Source organism: Arthrobacter caoxuetaonis (assembly GCF_023921125.1).
GTDB classification, from domain to species: domain Bacteria; phylum Actinomycetota; class Actinomycetes; order Actinomycetales; family Micrococcaceae; genus Arthrobacter_B; species Arthrobacter_B caoxuetaonis.
Map to the genome: position 1 here is coordinate 3,298,811 of NZ_CP099466.1, position 15,304 is coordinate 3,314,114.

Genomic DNA, 15,304 nt, shown 5'->3' on the forward strand with positions numbered 1-15,304 from the left:
GTCACGCGCCGCTCGCCCGGGTCTTTCCGGAGGATCCGGCACGGCTGTCCTCGGCTGCCAGCCCGGCGATGTCCCGGCCCATACGGTAGCCGAAGACCAGGGCGGGTCCGATGTGCGATCCATAGCCGGGGTAGCCGCCGCCGAAGACGGACACAGCCGACGCGCCAACAGCGTACAGCCCGGGAACACGCGTGCCGTCAGCCCGGATCACGGCTGAGTGACTGTCAACGTCGATTCCGGCAAACGTGCCCAGGTCCCCCATCCGGACCTTGACCGCGTAGTACGGCCCCTTGTCCAGCGGAGCCAGGTTGGGGTTGGGTTTGTGCTCCGGGTCCCCGCGGAAGTGGTTGTACGCGGTGGAACCGCGGCCGAACTCCGTGTCTACTCCGGCGAGCGCATCCCGGTTGAACCGGGCGATCGTCTCCGCCAGCCCATCTGCGTCGACTCCGATTTTCCGGGCCAGGTCGGCGATGCTTTTTCCCTTGTGCAGGAAGCCTGTCCGGTAGTAGAAGGTGCGCGGAATGGGCCACGGTTTCGCGAAACCGACGCCGTACTTGTGCATCAGCTTCGCGTCACCGACCACCCAGGCGTAGGTGGAGTCCTGGTCCTCGTGGTGCTTGAGCATCGCGCCCCCGAAGTCGTGGTAGCTCAGGGCCTCGTTGCCGAACCTTTTACCGTTACGGTCGACGGTGATCATGCCGGGCAGGCCGATCTGGCGCAGGTGCGGGAACAGCCGCCGGGTGCCGCTGAGCAGGTGCCGGAACACGGTTACAGGCGCCCAGGAACCCACCGATGAAACGTCGGCGTTGATGCCGCCACCGGCGGACATCGCCAGCCGGGCCGAGGACCCGTCGTGACCCTGGGTCGGGGTGAAATGCTCAGTTCCGTCGCGGTCATGCGGGAAGTACTGGGCCCGCAGTTCACGGTCGCCGGAAAACCCTCCTCCGGCAAGCACCACTCCCAGCCGGGCCGAGACCGTCCCGGCGTGGGACCCGCCGAGCACCGCCCCGGTAACGGCGCCGCCGTCGTCCTTGATCAGTTCCACCACCGGGGCGTCCGTCCACACCCTCGCCCCGGCGTCCAGTGCAGACTTCACCATGCGGGTCATCAGCGCGGAGCCGTTGGTGCGCTTGAGCGGCTGGCGGTGCAGCGCAATATCTGTCCAGGTCTTCAGCAGCCTGGCCGCCACATAGGTGAAGGACTTGACCGACTGGTTCGCATGCAGGAACTGGCTGAGGTCCGGCCCCACCTGCGGCATGTACCCGAAGACTGTGTAAGAGCTCAGGTAGGGCTGCAGCTCGCGGCGGCGGTCCCCCAGAATCCGGACGTCGGCGTCGGCGGGCAGGATGGCCCGCCCGCCAAGCTTCGCACCCGGGAGGTCCATCTGGTAATCCGGCGCCTTCTCGGGGTAGCTGAAGACGACCTCGGTGTGGTTCTCGAAGAAATCGATGGCCTCCGGCACAGTGTCGAGGAATCCGGCCACACCGGTCTCGTTGTAGGTATCCGGCGCCAATTCCTGCAGGTACTGCTCGGCCTCGGCCCGGGTGTCTCCAGCGGCGGCCCCCTTCGGGTTGCCTGGCACCCAGGCCCAACCTGCGGACAGGGCGGTGGTGCCGCCAAAGTGGGGGGATTTCTCCGCCACGATCACGGTCAACCCCTCGTGTGCCGCTTTAATGGCGGCCGCCATACCGGCGGCCCCGGAGCCGACGACGAGCACGTCGCATTTGGCCTGCGGTGCCAGGGCGGGGTGGGAGGAAGGGGTTGGGTTGGCGCTCATGGTTATCTCCTTGCGTGGGAAACCGCCGCCGGCAGATTTCAGTGCCGGTGCAGTGGCCGTGTGGTGTGAATGGGGCCGGCCGCGACCGGTTCGGCCGGCAACCTGGCCCGCCAAGCCGCGTAGGTCAGGGCCGGCGGGTGGCCTGCAGGTAGGGTCCACCGAGTTCCTTGATCGGGGTATGGGCAGTTTCCCGGGAGCTGAGGACGGCGCCGGCAGATACGAGGGCGCAGACGCCGCCGAAGACAGCCACCGGAATCCAGCCGAAGGCACCGTCAACCAGCAGCAGGCCGCCGATCATGGGGCCGAAGCCTGCAACCACCAGCCCAAGCTGGTTGCCAATGGCCATCCCGGAGTACCGGACCGGGGCGGCAAACAGCTCACCGAAGAAGGACGTCCAGACGCCGTTGAATCCTGAGTACAGCACTGTCATAAACAGCACGGACACGGCAAAGACGATCCAGATGTTGCCTGTGCCCAGGGACAGGAAGTAGAGGAAGATGCAGCCTGCACAGCCCAGCATGGAGGTCAGCATGACCGGACGGCGTCCAATCCGGTCGGAGAGCCGGCCCGCCAGCGGCATGGCGGCCATGGACAAGCCGATCGCAACCGCGTTGACGGTGAGGATGGACGTCCGTTCAAATCCGCCCTGGTCTGTGGCGTAAGAGAGCCCAAAGACGGTGAACACAGTCTGCATCACGGAGAAGATGGACATCAGCAGCACCCGCAGCACGTCACCGCCCTGGTATTTCAGGACTTCGCGGGCCGGGAGTTTCCTGACGGCACCGGCCTGGGCTACTTCCTCCTCGAACACCGGTGTTTCATCCAGTTTCGTTCGTACCCAGAAAGCCAGGGCCAGGACGGCGACGGAGAGCAGGAACGGCACCCGCCAGCCCCAGCTCAGCAAATCCTCCTCGGGCAGCGCGGAGATCGGAATGAAAACCAGCGTGGAAAGCACCATGCCGGAGGCGTATCCGGTCATCACGAAGGAGGTGAAGAACCCGCGCCGGCCTTCCGGCGAGTGCTCAATGGTCAGGGAAGAGGCGCCGGCGGATTCGGCGCCGGCTGAGAATCCCTGTGCCAGGCGCCCGACGACCAGGAGCACGGTGGCCCAAATCCCAATCTGTTCGTAGGTGGGCAGCAGGCCGATCGCCAGCGACGCTCCGCCCATCAGCAGGAGAGTGAACAGCAGGACGTTCTTGCGTCCGATCCGGTCGCCGAAGTGGCCCATGACCATACCGCCCAGGGGGCGGGCGATATAGGCGACGCCGAAGGTGGCGAAAGCGGCGATGGTGGCCACCGCCGGGTTAGCGGTGGGGAAGAACAACTGCGGGAAGACCAGGGCGGCCGCCGTGCCGTAGATGAAGAAGTCGTAGTACTCCAGTGTGGAGCCGAGAAAGGAGGCGAGGGCGGCCTTGCGCGGGGTCCGGGGCGGTTCATGGCTGGCGGCGGCATCGGCGGAGCCGGTCTCCTGGACGAGGGGTGAGGCTCCGTCTGGGCGGTGGGCCTTGGGCAGGGGAAGACTCATGAGATGTCCTTTGCGCTTGGATCCAAGGCTGGATCGTCGAGTTCGAAGTCCACATACCCGAGGTCCTGCACGTTGGGCAGGGAGAACGGTTTGATGGCCTCGTGGAGGGGGTGTGTGTTGTAGACAGCAATGTCCTCACGGGTGGCGAAGTCCGCGATGATGACGTGGTCCCATGACCGTTCGGTGTGCATGATGTCCGGTCCGTGAACGAGCCGGAGCATCCCGGGGATGTTGTCCCGCATGGCGTCCAGACCTGCTGTCCACTGGTCGCGGATGGCCGGCGTGAAGGAGTCCTTCCACCGGAACATCACGATGTGCCTGATCATGCGGAGACCACCCGGTCCTGGGTGTAGGAGGCGGGTTGCCCGGCCAGCCTGCGGCCGGCCAGGTAGGCCATGGTCATGAGCGGGCCAAGGGTGGCGCCGGCTCCGGGGTAGCCGGCGGAGTACGGGCTTTCGGTGGTGTTGCCGGCTGCGAACAGTCCCTCGATCGGTTCGCCGTCGACGTCGAGCACCTGGCCGGTGCCGTTGGTGGCCAGTCCGCCGCAGGTACCGAAGGCGCCGTTGACCACTTCGAGCGCGTAGTACGGGCCGTACTGGAGCGGGCCCAGTGAGGGGTTAGGCCAGGCGTTCTCAGCATCACCCCAGTAGCGGTCGTATTCCGATGAGCCGCGGCCGAAGTCTGGGTCCGCCCCGGCCAGTGCGTGGGCGTTGAACCGTGAAACAGTGGCCTCAAGAGCGTCTCCCGGAACGCCGATCTTCACCGCGAGCTTCGCCAGGGTCGGGGCTTCAATGAGCCAGTCCGGGGTCCGCTGGCCCGCCCGGTGGTCCAGGATTCCGTAGCGCTCCAGGTAAGACTGGTCGAAGACCACGTGGGCGGGGGTGTTCAGCGTCTGGTTGTTCGCCGAGTCCCAGGACTGCAGCACCCGGGCGAGGTCGTTGTAGTTCTGCGCCTCGTTGGCGAACCGTACGCCGTGGCGGTTCACCATAATGGAGCCCGGCCCCTGCCGTTCGAACCGCAGCAGCGAGCCGACCGGTTCGCCGTCCCGGACTCCGCCGGTAAAGGACATGGGCGCCCACCACGCTTCTCGGGTCCCGCGGGTCATGGCTCCGATGCGCTGGCCCATCTTCAGGGCGTCTCCGGTGTTCGATGGCGGGGAGCACATCGTGATTAGGCGGCTGGCCAGCATCGAGTCGGCCAGCGGCCGGTCCCATTCGAACCCGCCGGCGGCCAGCATCACCCCGGATCCTGCACTGATCTCCGTGCCGTCCTCAAGGCTCACTCCGGTGATCCTGCCGTTGCGGGTCAGCAGCCGTTCGGCGCGGGCCTCGACGGCCAGATGGACGCCGTTCCTCAGGCAGGCTGCCACCAGCATGGAGACCAGGGCATGCCCCTTGGCTGCAATGCCTGCATCCTGACGGGCATTGAGCTGGTCCCAGGGGAAGGCGGTGAAGGCACCCCATTCCTCGTACTCCTGCATGGTGTACGGGTGACGGCCGTCGGTGCGGATGTGCGAGGCAATGTCGCCGAGGGCTTCCCGGTAGTTGAACAGTTCGGGCTCCACGGTGCGGCCGCCGGGCACAGCGCCGGGCAGGTCCTGCCGGTAGTCCGGAAAGTTGTCTAGGAAGATGAACCGAACGTTCAGCTCCTCCTCGGCGAAGCGCAGCATGGTATCGCCGTGTTTGAGGGCCGCGTCCATCAGCTCGGCCCGTCCGAGGCCGCGGGCTATAGCCTCCACGTACCGGCGGCCGGCGGCCTTGGAGTCGCTGAAGCCGGCCCGGCGGGCGTAGTGGTTGTCCACCACCCACAGCATCCCGCCCGATACGGCGGAGGTCCCGCCCAGCAGGGCGGATTTCTCCAGCACCAGGACGGATTGACCGGCGACGGCGGCAGTGGCGGCGGCGGTCAGCGCTGCGGCTCCTGAGCCCACGACGACGACGTCGTACTTGCCTGCGTTCTCACCGTTGAGGATGCGCATGGGTGGTCCCTTCGATCGGACGGGTGCAATGGAACTGTTCGCTCCGATCGTGACAGGGGTCACATTGGATTCGGCCAGCGTGTTCCGTTCATTCGAACGTACGATCCATTGAACGGATCAAATGGGATCGCACGGCGGGGAGGATCATCGACCGGATGGTTTGGCGGGCGCGCCTGACCTTGCCGGAACCGCCGGGAGGGCCGGCTCCTAAACACGACCCTGGGACTGAACACTGCGCCGCTGCATCCCCGGTGCGGCAGGCACATAGCCAAGGCGGCGGGTAATAGCCCGGGAAGCCATCTTCAACTGCGGAACGATTGCCGGCAGGGCCTCCTGGCCAAGCGGGACGATCACCGTCAACCCGGCCACCACCTGGCCCCGCCGCGCGAAGATGGGGACTGAGATCCCACTGGATTCCTCAACGATGATGCCGGCCATCGAACAGAAACCGGACTGCCGGACCGCAGCAAGGACACCCCGCAGCTGCTCAGGATCGGTGACGGTTGATTCGGTCAGCTTTTCCAGCCGCCGGTGCAGGAACCGGTCCTGCTCCTCCTCCGGTGCATGGGCCATAAAAACGAGGCCGGCGGAGCAGCCATGCACTGGCAGCCGGCCGGCAACTCGGGTGATATTCACGGTGGATGCGTCCGAAGCGAGGCGTTCGATGTAAAGCACATCCGTCCCCTCAAGAACCCCCAGCGAGACGTGCTGGCCGCTGTGGGCCAGCAGGTCCTCCATCACCGGCAGGGCGGCTTCGCGGAGGTTCGCTGCGCGGGATCCGCGGCTGGCCAGCTCCCAGAGCCGGTGCCCGTGGCGGACCCGCTTCTCGGCGTCCCGCTCCAGCAAACCCTCCACTTCAAGCTCGGCGACCAGCCTGTGGACCGTGGAGACCGGAAGGTTCGCCTCCCGGGCCAGCTTCCGAAGCGGGAGCGCCGGCTCCTCGTCACTGAAGGCGGCCAGCAGGCGCACTACGCGGTTAACCACAGATTCTCCCGAGGGCGAGTTGGCCACCGTGCCACCTTTCGCAGATACCGCACCGGCAGAGCCGTGCGCTACTCTGCACGGGCTCCAAAAACGTGATCCCGATCATACCGTTGAATGGAACGGTTCCCCTTTGATGCGCAGCCCGGCTTCTACTGTGGCGGTCATGAGCGAGTACATCTCCAGCCCACTTCCACAGGTCCCTCCGGCAGAACCAGCCGCTTCCGCCGGCCGGGCGGCCGGCAAGGTCGCGCTTATCTCGGGCGCAGCCCAGGGCATGGGCGCTTCACACGCCAGGGTGCTCGCCGCGCAGGGTGCCAGCGTTATGATCGCGGACCTGCAAGAGGCGGCAGGAAGGGAGCTGGCCCGGGAAATCAACGACTCCGCCGGCCGCAACGCCGCTGCTTTCTCCCGGTTGGACGTGACCAGATTCAGCGACTGGCTCGCCGCCGTCGAATCCACCGTTGACCAGTTCGGGGCCCTGCACGTCCTGGTCAACAACGCCGGGATCTACACTCCCGGAAACGCGGAGGACGCCAGCATTGAAGACTGGAACCGCACGATCAACATCGACCTGACCGGGACGTTCCTCGGAATGAAGGCCGCCGTGCCGCAGATGCGCAGGAATGACTCCTCATCCATCATCAACGTTTCCTCGATCGCCGGTTTGGTGGGCTTCAAGAACCGCGCCGCGTATGCCGCTGCCAAGTGGGGGGTCCAGGGCCTGACGAAGACGTCCGCCCTCGATTTCGGCCCGGACGGTATTCGGGTGAACTCCATCCATCCCGGGTCCGTGGAGACTGCTCTGACCGCTGGCCTGCGGCGCGGCGTCAGCCAGATTCCTGCGGGCCGGGCTGCGCAGGTGGAGGAGATCAGCTCATTGGTCCTATACCTTGCCTCGGATGAATCCCGGTTCGTCTCCGGAGCCGCCATCGCCATCGACGGCGGTGAAACCGCGGGCAACAACCTGCGCCAGGATGCCTGAAGACGGCTCCCGCCATAGGGGTCCCCTCAATATCTAGTTGCGGGCCAACGACGCCGGCACCTGGCTGGGCGCGCAGCCGAACCGCTGCCGGAAGGCCCGGCCGAAGGTGCCCGGATCCAGAAACCCGGAAGCCAGGCACGCAGCCTGCACGGCATGGCCCTGTGCCAGGAGTGTCCGGGCGTGCTCCAGCCGGACGCGGCGGATTTCGGCGGCGGGCGAGGTCCCGGCCTCAGCGAACAGCGCCTGTACCGACCGAACCGACAGGTGCGCAGCAGCGGCGAGCTCCGCCGTCGTAAATTCCGGATCCGTGAACCGGGATGCGATGGTGCGGCACAGGGATTCGCGCAGTTCGGCACGGACCTGCACGGCGGGGGTCCGAGGCGCCGGCCCGCGGCTGCGCAGCTCGCGCACGATCTGCTTTTGGGTCCGCGGCCGGGGGCTGAAGCTCAGGAGCGTGCCCAGGCCTGGCCCGATGCTCCGGGTGGTCCACTGCACCGGCCGCGCGTCGCCGGCTCGGGTCACGAACCACTCGGATGCCGGGGCGGTGCCGCCGGATCCGACAATCGGGCACTCGTGTTTGGGGTACGGGGTTCCGTCCGGGCGGCGGCAGTGCAGCAGGTCATGGCTGGGACCGCCAACGACGTCGTCCTCCGCCTTGTAGCCGAGGAACCGGATGGCTGCCTTGTTCGCCAGGGACACGAGGCCCTGTGAGTCGATGACCCACAGCGGAACCGGCGCCTCACGGACCACCTGTGTCAGCAGATCCATTTCCTGCCCTTTCCTTGGATTCTCACACGGCCCCCACTTCAACACCCTACGAACCCTGGAAGGCTGGTCCGTTGCCTGGTTGTTTCGAGCAGGTAAAACGGTGGGCTCGCTGCGTTTTTTGCTGACTGGTCTTCGCAAAAAGCCTGGGTGGCGTGTTCATCCGGCTTCTACGTTGATTTCGCGGCAAGTGCCGGAAAGCAACTCAGGAGGAGATCGAAATGACTAATTGGAACGCGACACGAGACCAGGCCACGCTCAACGTGCGCAGCGCCGTCGCCCGTTCGGATTCTTCCTGGGCTGAGATTGCCGAGCAGCTGGACCGGCCACTGCTGTGGACCATCGCCGCGCTGCTCGGTTCGCATCCGGTGCCGGCCGAACTGGCCGAGAAGGCGGGCGAACTGCTGGACCTGGACGAGGACACCGTGCTGGCACTGCAGGAGCAGCCGTACCGGATTGCCGGGGACTCGCTGAAGGATGACCCCACGATTTACCGCTTCTACGAGCTTCTCGCCGTGTATGGGCCGGCGCTGAAGGAAGCCATCCACGAGGAATTCGGCGACGGCATCATGAGTGCCATCAACTGCAACGTCGAACTGACCCGGCGCGAAGATCCCGACGGCGACCGCGTCCGCGTGATCATCGACGGCAAGTTCCTGAAGTACCAGTGGTAGGGGGCCGGCGATGAGTTATGTGATTCCAAAGGACTTCGCGGTCCGGATGATCGACGCCGGGCACTCCAAGGTGATGCTGTCCACTAGGGACACCCTGATCCGCAGTTACATGGCCGGTGCCATCCTGGCGCTGGCGGCGGCGTTTGCCGTCACGGTCAGCACGCAGACCGGGTCGCCGCTGCTCGGCGCGCTCCTGTTCCCCGTGGGTTTCTGCATGCTGTACCTGATGGGCTTCGACCTGCTGACCGGTGTGTTCACCCTGGTGCCGCTGGCCTGGCTGGACAAGCGGCCCGGCGTCACCCTGAACTCGATGCTGCGGAACTGGGGGCTGGTGTTCGTCGGCAACTTTGCCGGTGCGCTGACCACTGCAGTGCTGATGGCCATCGTCTGGACCTACGGCTTCTCGTCCGAGGTGAGCGAGGTGGGCCAGGCGATCGGGCACCTCGGTGAAGGACGGACCGTGGGCTACGCGGAGCACGGCGCAGCGGGCATGCTCACCTTGTTTGTGCGCGGGGTGCTGTGCAACTGGATGGTCTCCACCGGCGTCGTCGGCGCCATGATGTCCGACAGCCTGCCCGGCAAGGTGATCGCCATGTGGATGCCGATCATGCTCTTCTTCTACATGGGCTTTGAGCACTCCGTGGTGAACATGTTCCTGTTCCCCATCGGCCTGATGCTCGGCGGCGAGTTCACGCTGATGGACTACCTGATCTGGAACGAAATCCCCACGGTGCTTGGCAACCTGGTGGGCGGCCTGACGTTCGTCGGCCTGATGATCTACGGAACACATGCCCGGACGGCGCCGGGCCGGCAGTTCGCGGCGAAGGTGAAGGTTTAGGTTCGCAGATACGACGACGGCGGCGGGCCGGCGTCCGGGAGATAGATCCCGGGTGCCGGCCCGCGTTATCGGCAGCATCAGGTCCTAGGCAGATTGCGGCCAGCCGTAAACGCCCGGAGAGAGTCCGCGGCAAGGTGGGCAGCAGCTTCGCCGCACCTATAAATGCCGCCGACGCCGGTGCTAGCGTGGGGCACGGATTGATTCGCTGTGGGGCCGCAGGCCTTGCGGAAGGAGATCGTCATGACCCGGAAACTCCACGAATTTGCTGACCTTTACCGGCGCAGGGGCCCCTGGTGTGTCGCCTACATAGACGCTTCCGCGGGGAGTGTGGACAGTCTGGAAGCCGCCGAGGTCCGTCCGGGCGATGTCAGGAGGGCACTGGCCAAACAGGGCGCACCGCCGGAGGACCAGGAAGCCGCGGAAACCGCGGTACTTCCCGCCGACGGATTTCCTTCCCCTGTGTCGCGCTACCTCCTCGTCCAGCAGGGCACGGTGGCCCTGAACGAAGTCCTGCCCGGACCGCTGGTGCTGCCGGAGCGGGTCTCTGTGGACCCGGTTCCCGATCTACTGCCGCTGCTCAAGCACCGACCCGAGGAACTGCCCTACATTGTTGCGGAAGTCTCCCGGGAGGACGCCGAGATCCGCCTGCACTTTGTCGGCCGCGAAGAGTCCTCCGTCGAAGATGTGGAGGGAGAAAAAGAGGACATCACCAAGCTCCCCGCCGGCGGCTGGTCACAGGACAAGTTCCAGCGGCAGACCGAGCAGATCTGGCGGCGCAACGCGGATCAGGTCGCCGAGGAGATCGACCGGATTGCTGACAGCAGCGGAGCCAGGCTGATCGTGCTTGCCGGTGATGTCCGGGCGCGGGGATTCGTACGGGACCAGCTCTCCGAATCCCACAAGCCACTGGTCAGCATGGTCGATTCCCACATTCCTGTGTCCGGAGCCGGCCGCAGGAGTTTCGAGGACAAAGTCCAGGAACGCATTGCCCTGCTGTGGGCTGCAGAGCAGGAACAGATCATGGATCGTCTGGCCCAGCAGCAGGGGCAGGCCAACCCGGAGTCCGTCACCGGCTTCGGCGGGGTGCTGAATGCCCTGCAGCAGGCCCAGGTGGAGCTCATGATCCTCAATGACACCGCGCTGGCCGACCACCATTTGCTGGCCCTCGGAGCCGAACCCTGGGTGGCCAGCGCCCCGGAGCAGTCCCTCGGTGCTGAGGTCCTGGGCCAGGTCCCTGCACCGGCAGCGTTGGTCCGTGCGGCTGCCCTGACCGATGCCAGTCTTCTGCTGGTGCCCGACGGCGTCCTCCCCCACGGCGTCGACGCTGCTGCCCTGCTGCGCTGGCCCACCGGCCCTGAGGCGCCGAGGAGCTGACGGATCGCCTCAGCTGGCCGTAGCGGCAATGACTTCCGCCAGGTCACGCGGCCGGCTCCACATGGGCCAGTGCCCGGTGGGGAGGTCGAGGATCTCCACGTCCGTGAGTTCCGCGGTTTCGGCGAACATGGGGTGCCCCGAGCGGGCCAGTTCCATCATCTGTGCGCCCGGAATCGAGCAGCACACCAGCGTGGTGGGGACCTGGCGGCGGGCATCGTTTTCCAGTTCGAGGGGCTGGCGCAGCACGGGTCCGGGTTCCGGCACGGCCCGGTTCCGGAACCGGCCGAGGACCTCGTCGCTCAGGCCGTCGAGGCTCGCCTGCTGTCCCAAATCGCCGAAGGCCGGAAGCGGCAGCTCAGCCGCATCTTCCGGGAAGCCGGGCAGGAAGACGCTTCCCGGCCCCACAGGCCCGGAGTCGGCCCACACCATCCGGTGGATCAGCTGAGGATGCCGGTCCAGCACGAGGCTGACCGGGAAGTTGGCGCCGCTGTGCGCCACGAGGGTCACCGGCTCGCCCAGTCGGGTGACGACGTCGGTAATCGCCGCTGCCTGCTCGTCGAGAGTCCGGGCCGTGCGGGCGGAATCTTCCGGGTCGAGTCCGGGCAGGGTCAGCGCTGTCGCCCGAGCGTTCCCGGCGGCGAGGTGTTCGAGGACTTCGTCCCAGGCCCAGGCACCCAGCCAGTGGCCGGCGATCAGGACGATGGGGCTCTTCGTAGTGTTCATGTTCCTACCTTCCACCGTCCTTCGGTCAGGTGCATGTCACTATTTATGTCATGAATTTTGGAGTGTCCGCGTGAAGCGGACCGAGCGGCTCGTCGCCCTCTCCGAGATGCTGCGCCGCAGCGGCAACCGGGGCTGCTCGGCCGAGCGCATGGCGCGGGAGTTCGGTGTCTCCGTGCGCACGGTCAAGCGGGACCTCGACGCTCTGGAGAACAGCGGCGCACCCATCTGGTCCCGCCCGGGGCCCGGCGGCGGATACGGCTTGGCGAGCGGCGGCTCCCTGCCACCCGTCACCCTCTCCCCCGCCCAGGCGGTGGCGCTCATGGCCGCTGTCTCTGCGGCGTCGGACGCGCCCTACGCTGACCTCGCCTCCGCCGGGATCCGTAAGATCATGGACGTCCTCGACCCGCGGACCCGGGCACGGGCCGATGAACTGGCTTCCCGAGTGTGGGTCAACACCCCGCCTGCTTCCTCGCGGGCCATCCGGTCCGCCCTGGAGGAAGCAATGGCCGAGCAGCGGGTGGCCCGCATCCGCTACACCGCCAAGGACGGCGCAATGACTACGCGCGACGTCGAGCCCGTGCTGTTCGCCTCCACCAACGGCCAGTGGCATTTGGTGGGGTGGTGCAGGCTGCGCAACGCGATGCGGTGGTTCACCGTCTCGCGCATCGAACGGGCAAGCGTCACCGCGATGGCATGCACCGGGCACACCGTTGAGGAGGTCGGCCAACCTCCTGCGAACGCCCGGCCGGTGCACGGGCGGTAGCCCGGCTTAGATATCGGCGTCGTTCAGGGGTCCGCGTGCCAGCGCGCCCCGCGGCGCTTCGTTCGAACCAGGCGCTTCAGGATTCCTGCACTGTCACTGGTGCAGTGCGCATCGGCGGTTCGGCGGTTCGGCGGTTCGCACCAACCTAACCGCACTGCGGACGCAGTGAAAGCCCCTCAGCGCCCAAATGAGCGACTTTTCGTGAGATGACACCTTCCCGCACTTCTTACCGACACTGTGTAGTCCTCACACGTACTGACGTCATAGGGGATGATATGAGCCGCGGAACGCCAACTACTACAGTTCATCAAGGAACCCGTACCCGTGCCGTGCAGCAACACACCGACAAAACTATGATTTGGTCCGTCCTGACCATCGAACCTAAACGTGATGATGTGGGCGATGAGATTATCCGCCGCGTTGTCGCCCCGCTGACTTCCCAGCGGGCCGCGGAGGATGGACGGCTCGCATTTACGCGCAACCTGGACTCGGGACATCCGTCAGTGGTCCTGTATCTGAATGCCACAGACAGCGGCGTCGGGCGCCTAGCGAAGTTAGCGCAGGCACTGGCGGACGAGAACGTTGACAAGCTGGGCGAGGTGAACATATCGCGCTCCCCGAACATCGTCTTTCCGGTAGCACCGGGGGACCCGATAGCCCTGGCCACCGAAGTGTTCCTGGCGCGGTTCGGCGGACCGAAGGGCGTGGAACTGCTCCAGGAGAATACCCGTGTGTCCTCGGACCTGACGCTGTGGGCAATCAACCGCTTTCCTACCCTCAAGACGCGCTCGATGCTGGCCGCACTGCTTCTCTTCGACACCGCCCATGCCATGATGCGGGGACCGCGTTCCGCTCTGTGGCCCGATCGCAGAGCCATTAGTTGGGATTACTACTGGAACACTCATCTGCACACCTGCACGGGTTCTTTGGGATCGTCGCCTGAGTCTGTCCGCACGGCAATGGCCCAGATAGCACCACGGGTTATGCCCACCCACAGGGTGATGGCCGCCGTTGCCTCGGAGCCGGCAGTGGATATTTGGCGGAAGCGCTGGGTCAGGGCGATCGATGAGTATCTGTACCGGGCAGACAAAAACCGCATCAGCCGCAGTGCGCCACAGTTGGCCATGGTGGCCGGCCATCTGACACTCAACCGGCTGGGCTTCCCATCCCGGGACCAGGGCGCCCTTGGCCTCTACGCGCGTGCTTGGAGCAAGGAAATTGAAGCGAAGTATCTCGGTGAGGAGCGCTCTCGCACCCGCTAAGTCAGTTGCGTAAGGAACGGCGGCGGGCCCTGCGCATGGTGTGGAGGGCCCGCCGCGCTTGGCGGCCACACTGCCCTCGGCGCCCAGGCGGTGGCCCTGATCGCCGCCGTCTCTGCGGCGTCGGACGCTCCCTACGCGGACCTCGCGGCAGCCGGCGTCCGAAAAATTCTGGACGTCCTGGACCCCCGAACCCGGGCCCGAGCCGATGAGCTGGCTTCCCGCGTGTGGGTCAATGCCCCGCCTGCTTCCTCGCGCGACGTCGAGCCCGTCCTCTTCGCCTCGGCCAGCGGCCAGTGGTATCTGGTGGTGTGGTGCAGGCTGCGCAACGCGATGCGGTGGTTCACCGTCTCGCGCATCGAACGGGCCAGTGTCACCAAAACAGCCTGCACCGGCCATACCATCCAGGAGGTCGGCCAACCTCCTGTGAACGCCCGGCCGGTAGCTCAATGGGGGACGCCAGCCGAGCTCGTCTACAGCACCGGGATTAGACAACAGGAGCTCTGGCGCGGCGCGTGGCGCAAGTTAGCCGCACCGCGCACGCAGGAGAAGACACCCCGACCCAAAAGGGATGTATTTAGCCAGATACGGCACATACCTCGACCTTTTTGCCGACACTGCAACCTACCGAGACAGCATCGTTAGTGGGGGATGATATGAGCCGCGGAATGCCAGCCAAAACACTTCAACGAGGAACAGTTACCCGTACTGCTCAGCAGCACACCGACACATCTACCCTGTGGTCCGCTCTGACCATACAGCCTGAGCGCACTGATGTGGGCGATGAAATTGTCCGCTTTATCGTTGCCCCGCTGACCGCCCAACGGACTGCGGAGGAGGGCCGGTTACGGTTTACACGCAACCTGGAATCAGACCATCCGTCGGTGCTCCTGCATTTGAGGGCCGCAGACGACGAGGCCGCTACGCGCCTATGGAAGTTCGCGCAGGCACTGGCGGACGAGAATGTTGCCAACCTGGGTGCCGTGGAGATGTCCCGCTCCCCGAACATCGTTTATCCGCCGCAGCCGGGCGAACCGGTACCTGAACTGGTTGAAGCGACACTTGTGCGGTTCGGTGGACCGAAGGGCTTGGAACTGGCAGGGGAGGTTTCCGAGGTGTCCTCAGACCTGGCCCTGTGGGCGATCAACCGTTTTCCCAGCCTCAAGACGCGCTCCATGCTGGCCGCACTGCTTCTCTTCGACACCGGACATTCCATGATGCGGGGACCGCGCTCCGCTCTTTGGCCCGACCGCAGAACCATCAGTTGGGATTACTACTGGAACACCCATCTGCACGCCTGCACAGGTTCTTTAGGATCGCCGACTGAGTCTGCGCGCAGGGCAATGGCCCAGGTAGCGCCTCGCGTTACACCTGCGCACAGGGTGATGGCCGCCGTTGCCTCGGAGCCGGCAGTGGATATTTGGCGGAAGCGCTGGGTCAGGGCAATCGATGAGTATCTGTACCGGGCAGACAAAAATCGCATCAGCCGCAGTGCGCCGCAGCTGGCCATGGGGGCGGGCCAGCTGGCACTCAACCTGCTGGGCTTTTCGTGCCGGGACCAGGGCGCCCTTGGCCTGTACGCGCGTGCTTGGAGCAAGGAAATTGAAGCGAAGTATCTCGGTGAGGAGCGCTCTCGCCCCCGCTAAGCCGGTTGTTTAGGAA

14 protein-coding genes and 1 pseudogene are annotated in these 15,304 nt (G+C 65.7%); 8 read left to right on the forward strand and 7 right to left on the reverse strand.

The features are described 5' to 3' along the window. Nucleotide 1 precedes the first annotated feature (1 nt). From chcC2 to NF551_RS15340, 5 genes are all read right to left on the reverse strand, one after another. Nucleotides 2–1,777 carry a 4-oxocyclohex-2-ene-1-carboxylate 5-dehydrogenase gene (gene chcC2 / locus NF551_RS15320; protein WP_227895941.1) on the reverse strand — a complete coding sequence of 592 codons (1,776 nt, stop codon included), beginning with the start codon at nt 1,775–1,777 and terminating at the stop codon, nt 2–4. A 124-nt stretch (nt 1,778–1,901) separates the two neighbouring features. Beyond that, a complete protein-coding gene (locus tag NF551_RS15325) occupies nt 1,902–3,302 on the reverse strand; it encodes an MFS transporter (RefSeq protein ID WP_227895942.1) in 1,401 nt (466 codons plus the stop codon). Further along, on the reverse strand, nt 3,299–3,628 hold the full coding sequence (locus NF551_RS15330) for a Dabb family protein (protein ID WP_227895943.1): 330 nt from the start codon (nt 3,626–3,628) through the stop codon (nt 3,299–3,301). The genes NF551_RS15325 and NF551_RS15330 overlap by 4 nt, the downstream gene beginning before the upstream one ends. Next, nucleotides 3,625–5,280, reverse strand: a complete 1,656-nt coding sequence (gene chcC1, locus NF551_RS15335; RefSeq protein WP_227895944.1) for a 4-oxocyclohexanecarboxylate 2-dehydrogenase — start codon at nt 5,278–5,280, stop codon at nt 3,625–3,627. Before chcC1 ends, NF551_RS15330 begins: the two co-directional genes overlap by 4 nt. A gap of 207 nt (nt 5,281–5,487) precedes the next feature. Beyond that, nucleotides 5,488–6,291: an IclR family transcriptional regulator gene (locus NF551_RS15340; RefSeq protein ID WP_227895945.1), complete on the reverse strand. Its 804-nt coding sequence runs from the start codon at nt 6,289–6,291 to the stop codon at nt 5,488–5,490. A 136-nt stretch (nt 6,292–6,427) separates the two neighbouring features. Between NF551_RS15340 and chcB1 the strand changes: the two genes are divergently transcribed. Beyond that, nucleotides 6,428–7,246: a trans-4-hydroxycyclohexanecarboxylate dehydrogenase gene (gene chcB1 / locus NF551_RS15345; protein ID WP_227895946.1), complete on the forward strand. Its 819-nt coding sequence runs from the start codon at nt 6,428–6,430 to the stop codon at nt 7,244–7,246. A gap of 33 nt (nt 7,247–7,279) precedes the next feature. Here the strand turns inward: chcB1 and NF551_RS15350 are convergent, their stop codons facing one another. After that, nucleotides 7,280–8,014, reverse strand: a complete 735-nt coding sequence (locus tag NF551_RS15350; RefSeq protein WP_227895947.1) for a helix-turn-helix transcriptional regulator — start codon at nt 8,012–8,014, stop codon at nt 7,280–7,282. A gap of 218 nt (nt 8,015–8,232) precedes the next feature. Between NF551_RS15350 and cynS the strand changes: the two genes are divergently transcribed. From cynS to NF551_RS15365, 3 genes are all read left to right on the forward strand, one after another. After that, entirely contained in the window at nt 8,233–8,685 is a 453-nt protein-coding gene (gene cynS, locus NF551_RS15355; protein ID WP_227895948.1) for a cyanase, read from the forward strand. A 10-nt stretch (nt 8,686–8,695) separates the two neighbouring features. Beyond that, a complete protein-coding gene (locus tag NF551_RS15360; protein ID WP_227895949.1) occupies nt 8,696–9,523 on the forward strand; it encodes a formate/nitrite transporter family protein in 828 nt (275 codons plus the stop codon). Nucleotides 9,524–9,763: 240 nt separating this feature from the next. Continuing rightward, a complete protein-coding gene (locus NF551_RS15365; protein ID WP_227895950.1) occupies nt 9,764–10,897 on the forward strand; it encodes a baeRF2 domain-containing protein in 1,134 nt (377 codons plus the stop codon). Nucleotides 10,898–10,906: 9 nt separating this feature from the next. On the opposite strand, the gene NF551_RS15370 is transcribed toward NF551_RS15365, so the two are convergent. Further along, on the reverse strand, nt 10,907–11,620 hold the full coding sequence (locus NF551_RS15370) for an alpha/beta fold hydrolase (RefSeq protein WP_227895951.1): 714 nt from the start codon (nt 11,618–11,620) through the stop codon (nt 10,907–10,909). Between the two features lie 70 nt (nt 11,621–11,690). On the opposite strand from NF551_RS15370, the gene NF551_RS15375 reads away from it, so the two are divergent. From NF551_RS15375 to NF551_RS15390, 4 genes and pseudogenes are all read left to right on the forward strand, one after another. Next, nucleotides 11,691–12,383 carry a helix-turn-helix transcriptional regulator gene (locus tag NF551_RS15375; protein ID WP_227895952.1) on the forward strand — a complete coding sequence of 231 codons (693 nt, stop codon included), beginning with the start codon at nt 11,691–11,693 and terminating at the stop codon, nt 12,381–12,383. A 353-nt stretch (nt 12,384–12,736) separates the two neighbouring features. After that, nucleotides 12,737–13,645, forward strand: a complete 909-nt coding sequence (locus NF551_RS15380) for a lantibiotic dehydratase C-terminal domain-containing protein (protein WP_231704442.1) — start codon at nt 12,737–12,739, stop codon at nt 13,643–13,645. Continuing rightward, a pseudogene (locus NF551_RS19015) lies at nt 13,646–14,086 on the forward strand (helix-turn-helix transcriptional regulator); the annotation flags it as partial. A gap of 332 nt (nt 14,087–14,418) precedes the next feature. Next, nucleotides 14,419–15,288 (forward strand): hypothetical protein, encoded by an 870-nt coding sequence (locus tag NF551_RS15390; RefSeq protein ID WP_227895953.1) that lies wholly within the window; start codon nt 14,419–14,421, stop codon nt 15,286–15,288. Nucleotides 15,289–15,304: the final 16 nt, after the last annotated feature.

Coding starts and splice junctions, on each gene's coding strand:
- chcC2 (WP_227895941.1), bottom strand. CDS start 1,777: ATGAGCGCCAACCCAACCCCTTCCTCCCACCCCGCCCTGGCACCGCAG.
- NF551_RS15325 (WP_227895942.1), bottom strand. CDS start 3,302: ATGAGTCTTCCCCTGCCCAAGGCCCACCGCCCAGACGGAGCCTCACCC.
- NF551_RS15330 (WP_227895943.1), bottom strand. CDS start 3,628: ATGATCAGGCACATCGTGATGTTCCGGTGGAAGGACTCCTTCACGCCG.
- chcC1 (WP_227895944.1), bottom strand. CDS start 5,280: ATGCGCATCCTCAACGGTGAGAACGCAGGCAAGTACGACGTCGTCGTC.
- chcB1 (WP_227895946.1), top strand. CDS start 6,428: ATGAGCGAGTACATCTCCAGCCCACTTCCACAGGTCCCTCCGGCAGAA.
- NF551_RS15350 (WP_227895947.1), bottom strand. CDS start 8,014: ATGGATCTGCTGACACAGGTGGTCCGTGAGGCGCCGGTTCCGCTGTGG.
- cynS (WP_227895948.1), top strand. CDS start 8,233: ATGACTAATTGGAACGCGACACGAGACCAGGCCACGCTCAACGTGCGC.
- NF551_RS15360 (WP_227895949.1), top strand. CDS start 8,696: ATGAGTTATGTGATTCCAAAGGACTTCGCGGTCCGGATGATCGACGCC.
- NF551_RS15365 (WP_227895950.1), top strand. CDS start 9,764: ATGACCCGGAAACTCCACGAATTTGCTGACCTTTACCGGCGCAGGGGC.
- NF551_RS15370 (WP_227895951.1), bottom strand. CDS start 11,620: ATGAACACTACGAAGAGCCCCATCGTCCTGATCGCCGGCCACTGGCTG.
- NF551_RS15380 (WP_231704442.1), top strand. CDS start 12,737: ATGATTTGGTCCGTCCTGACCATCGAACCTAAACGTGATGATGTGGGC.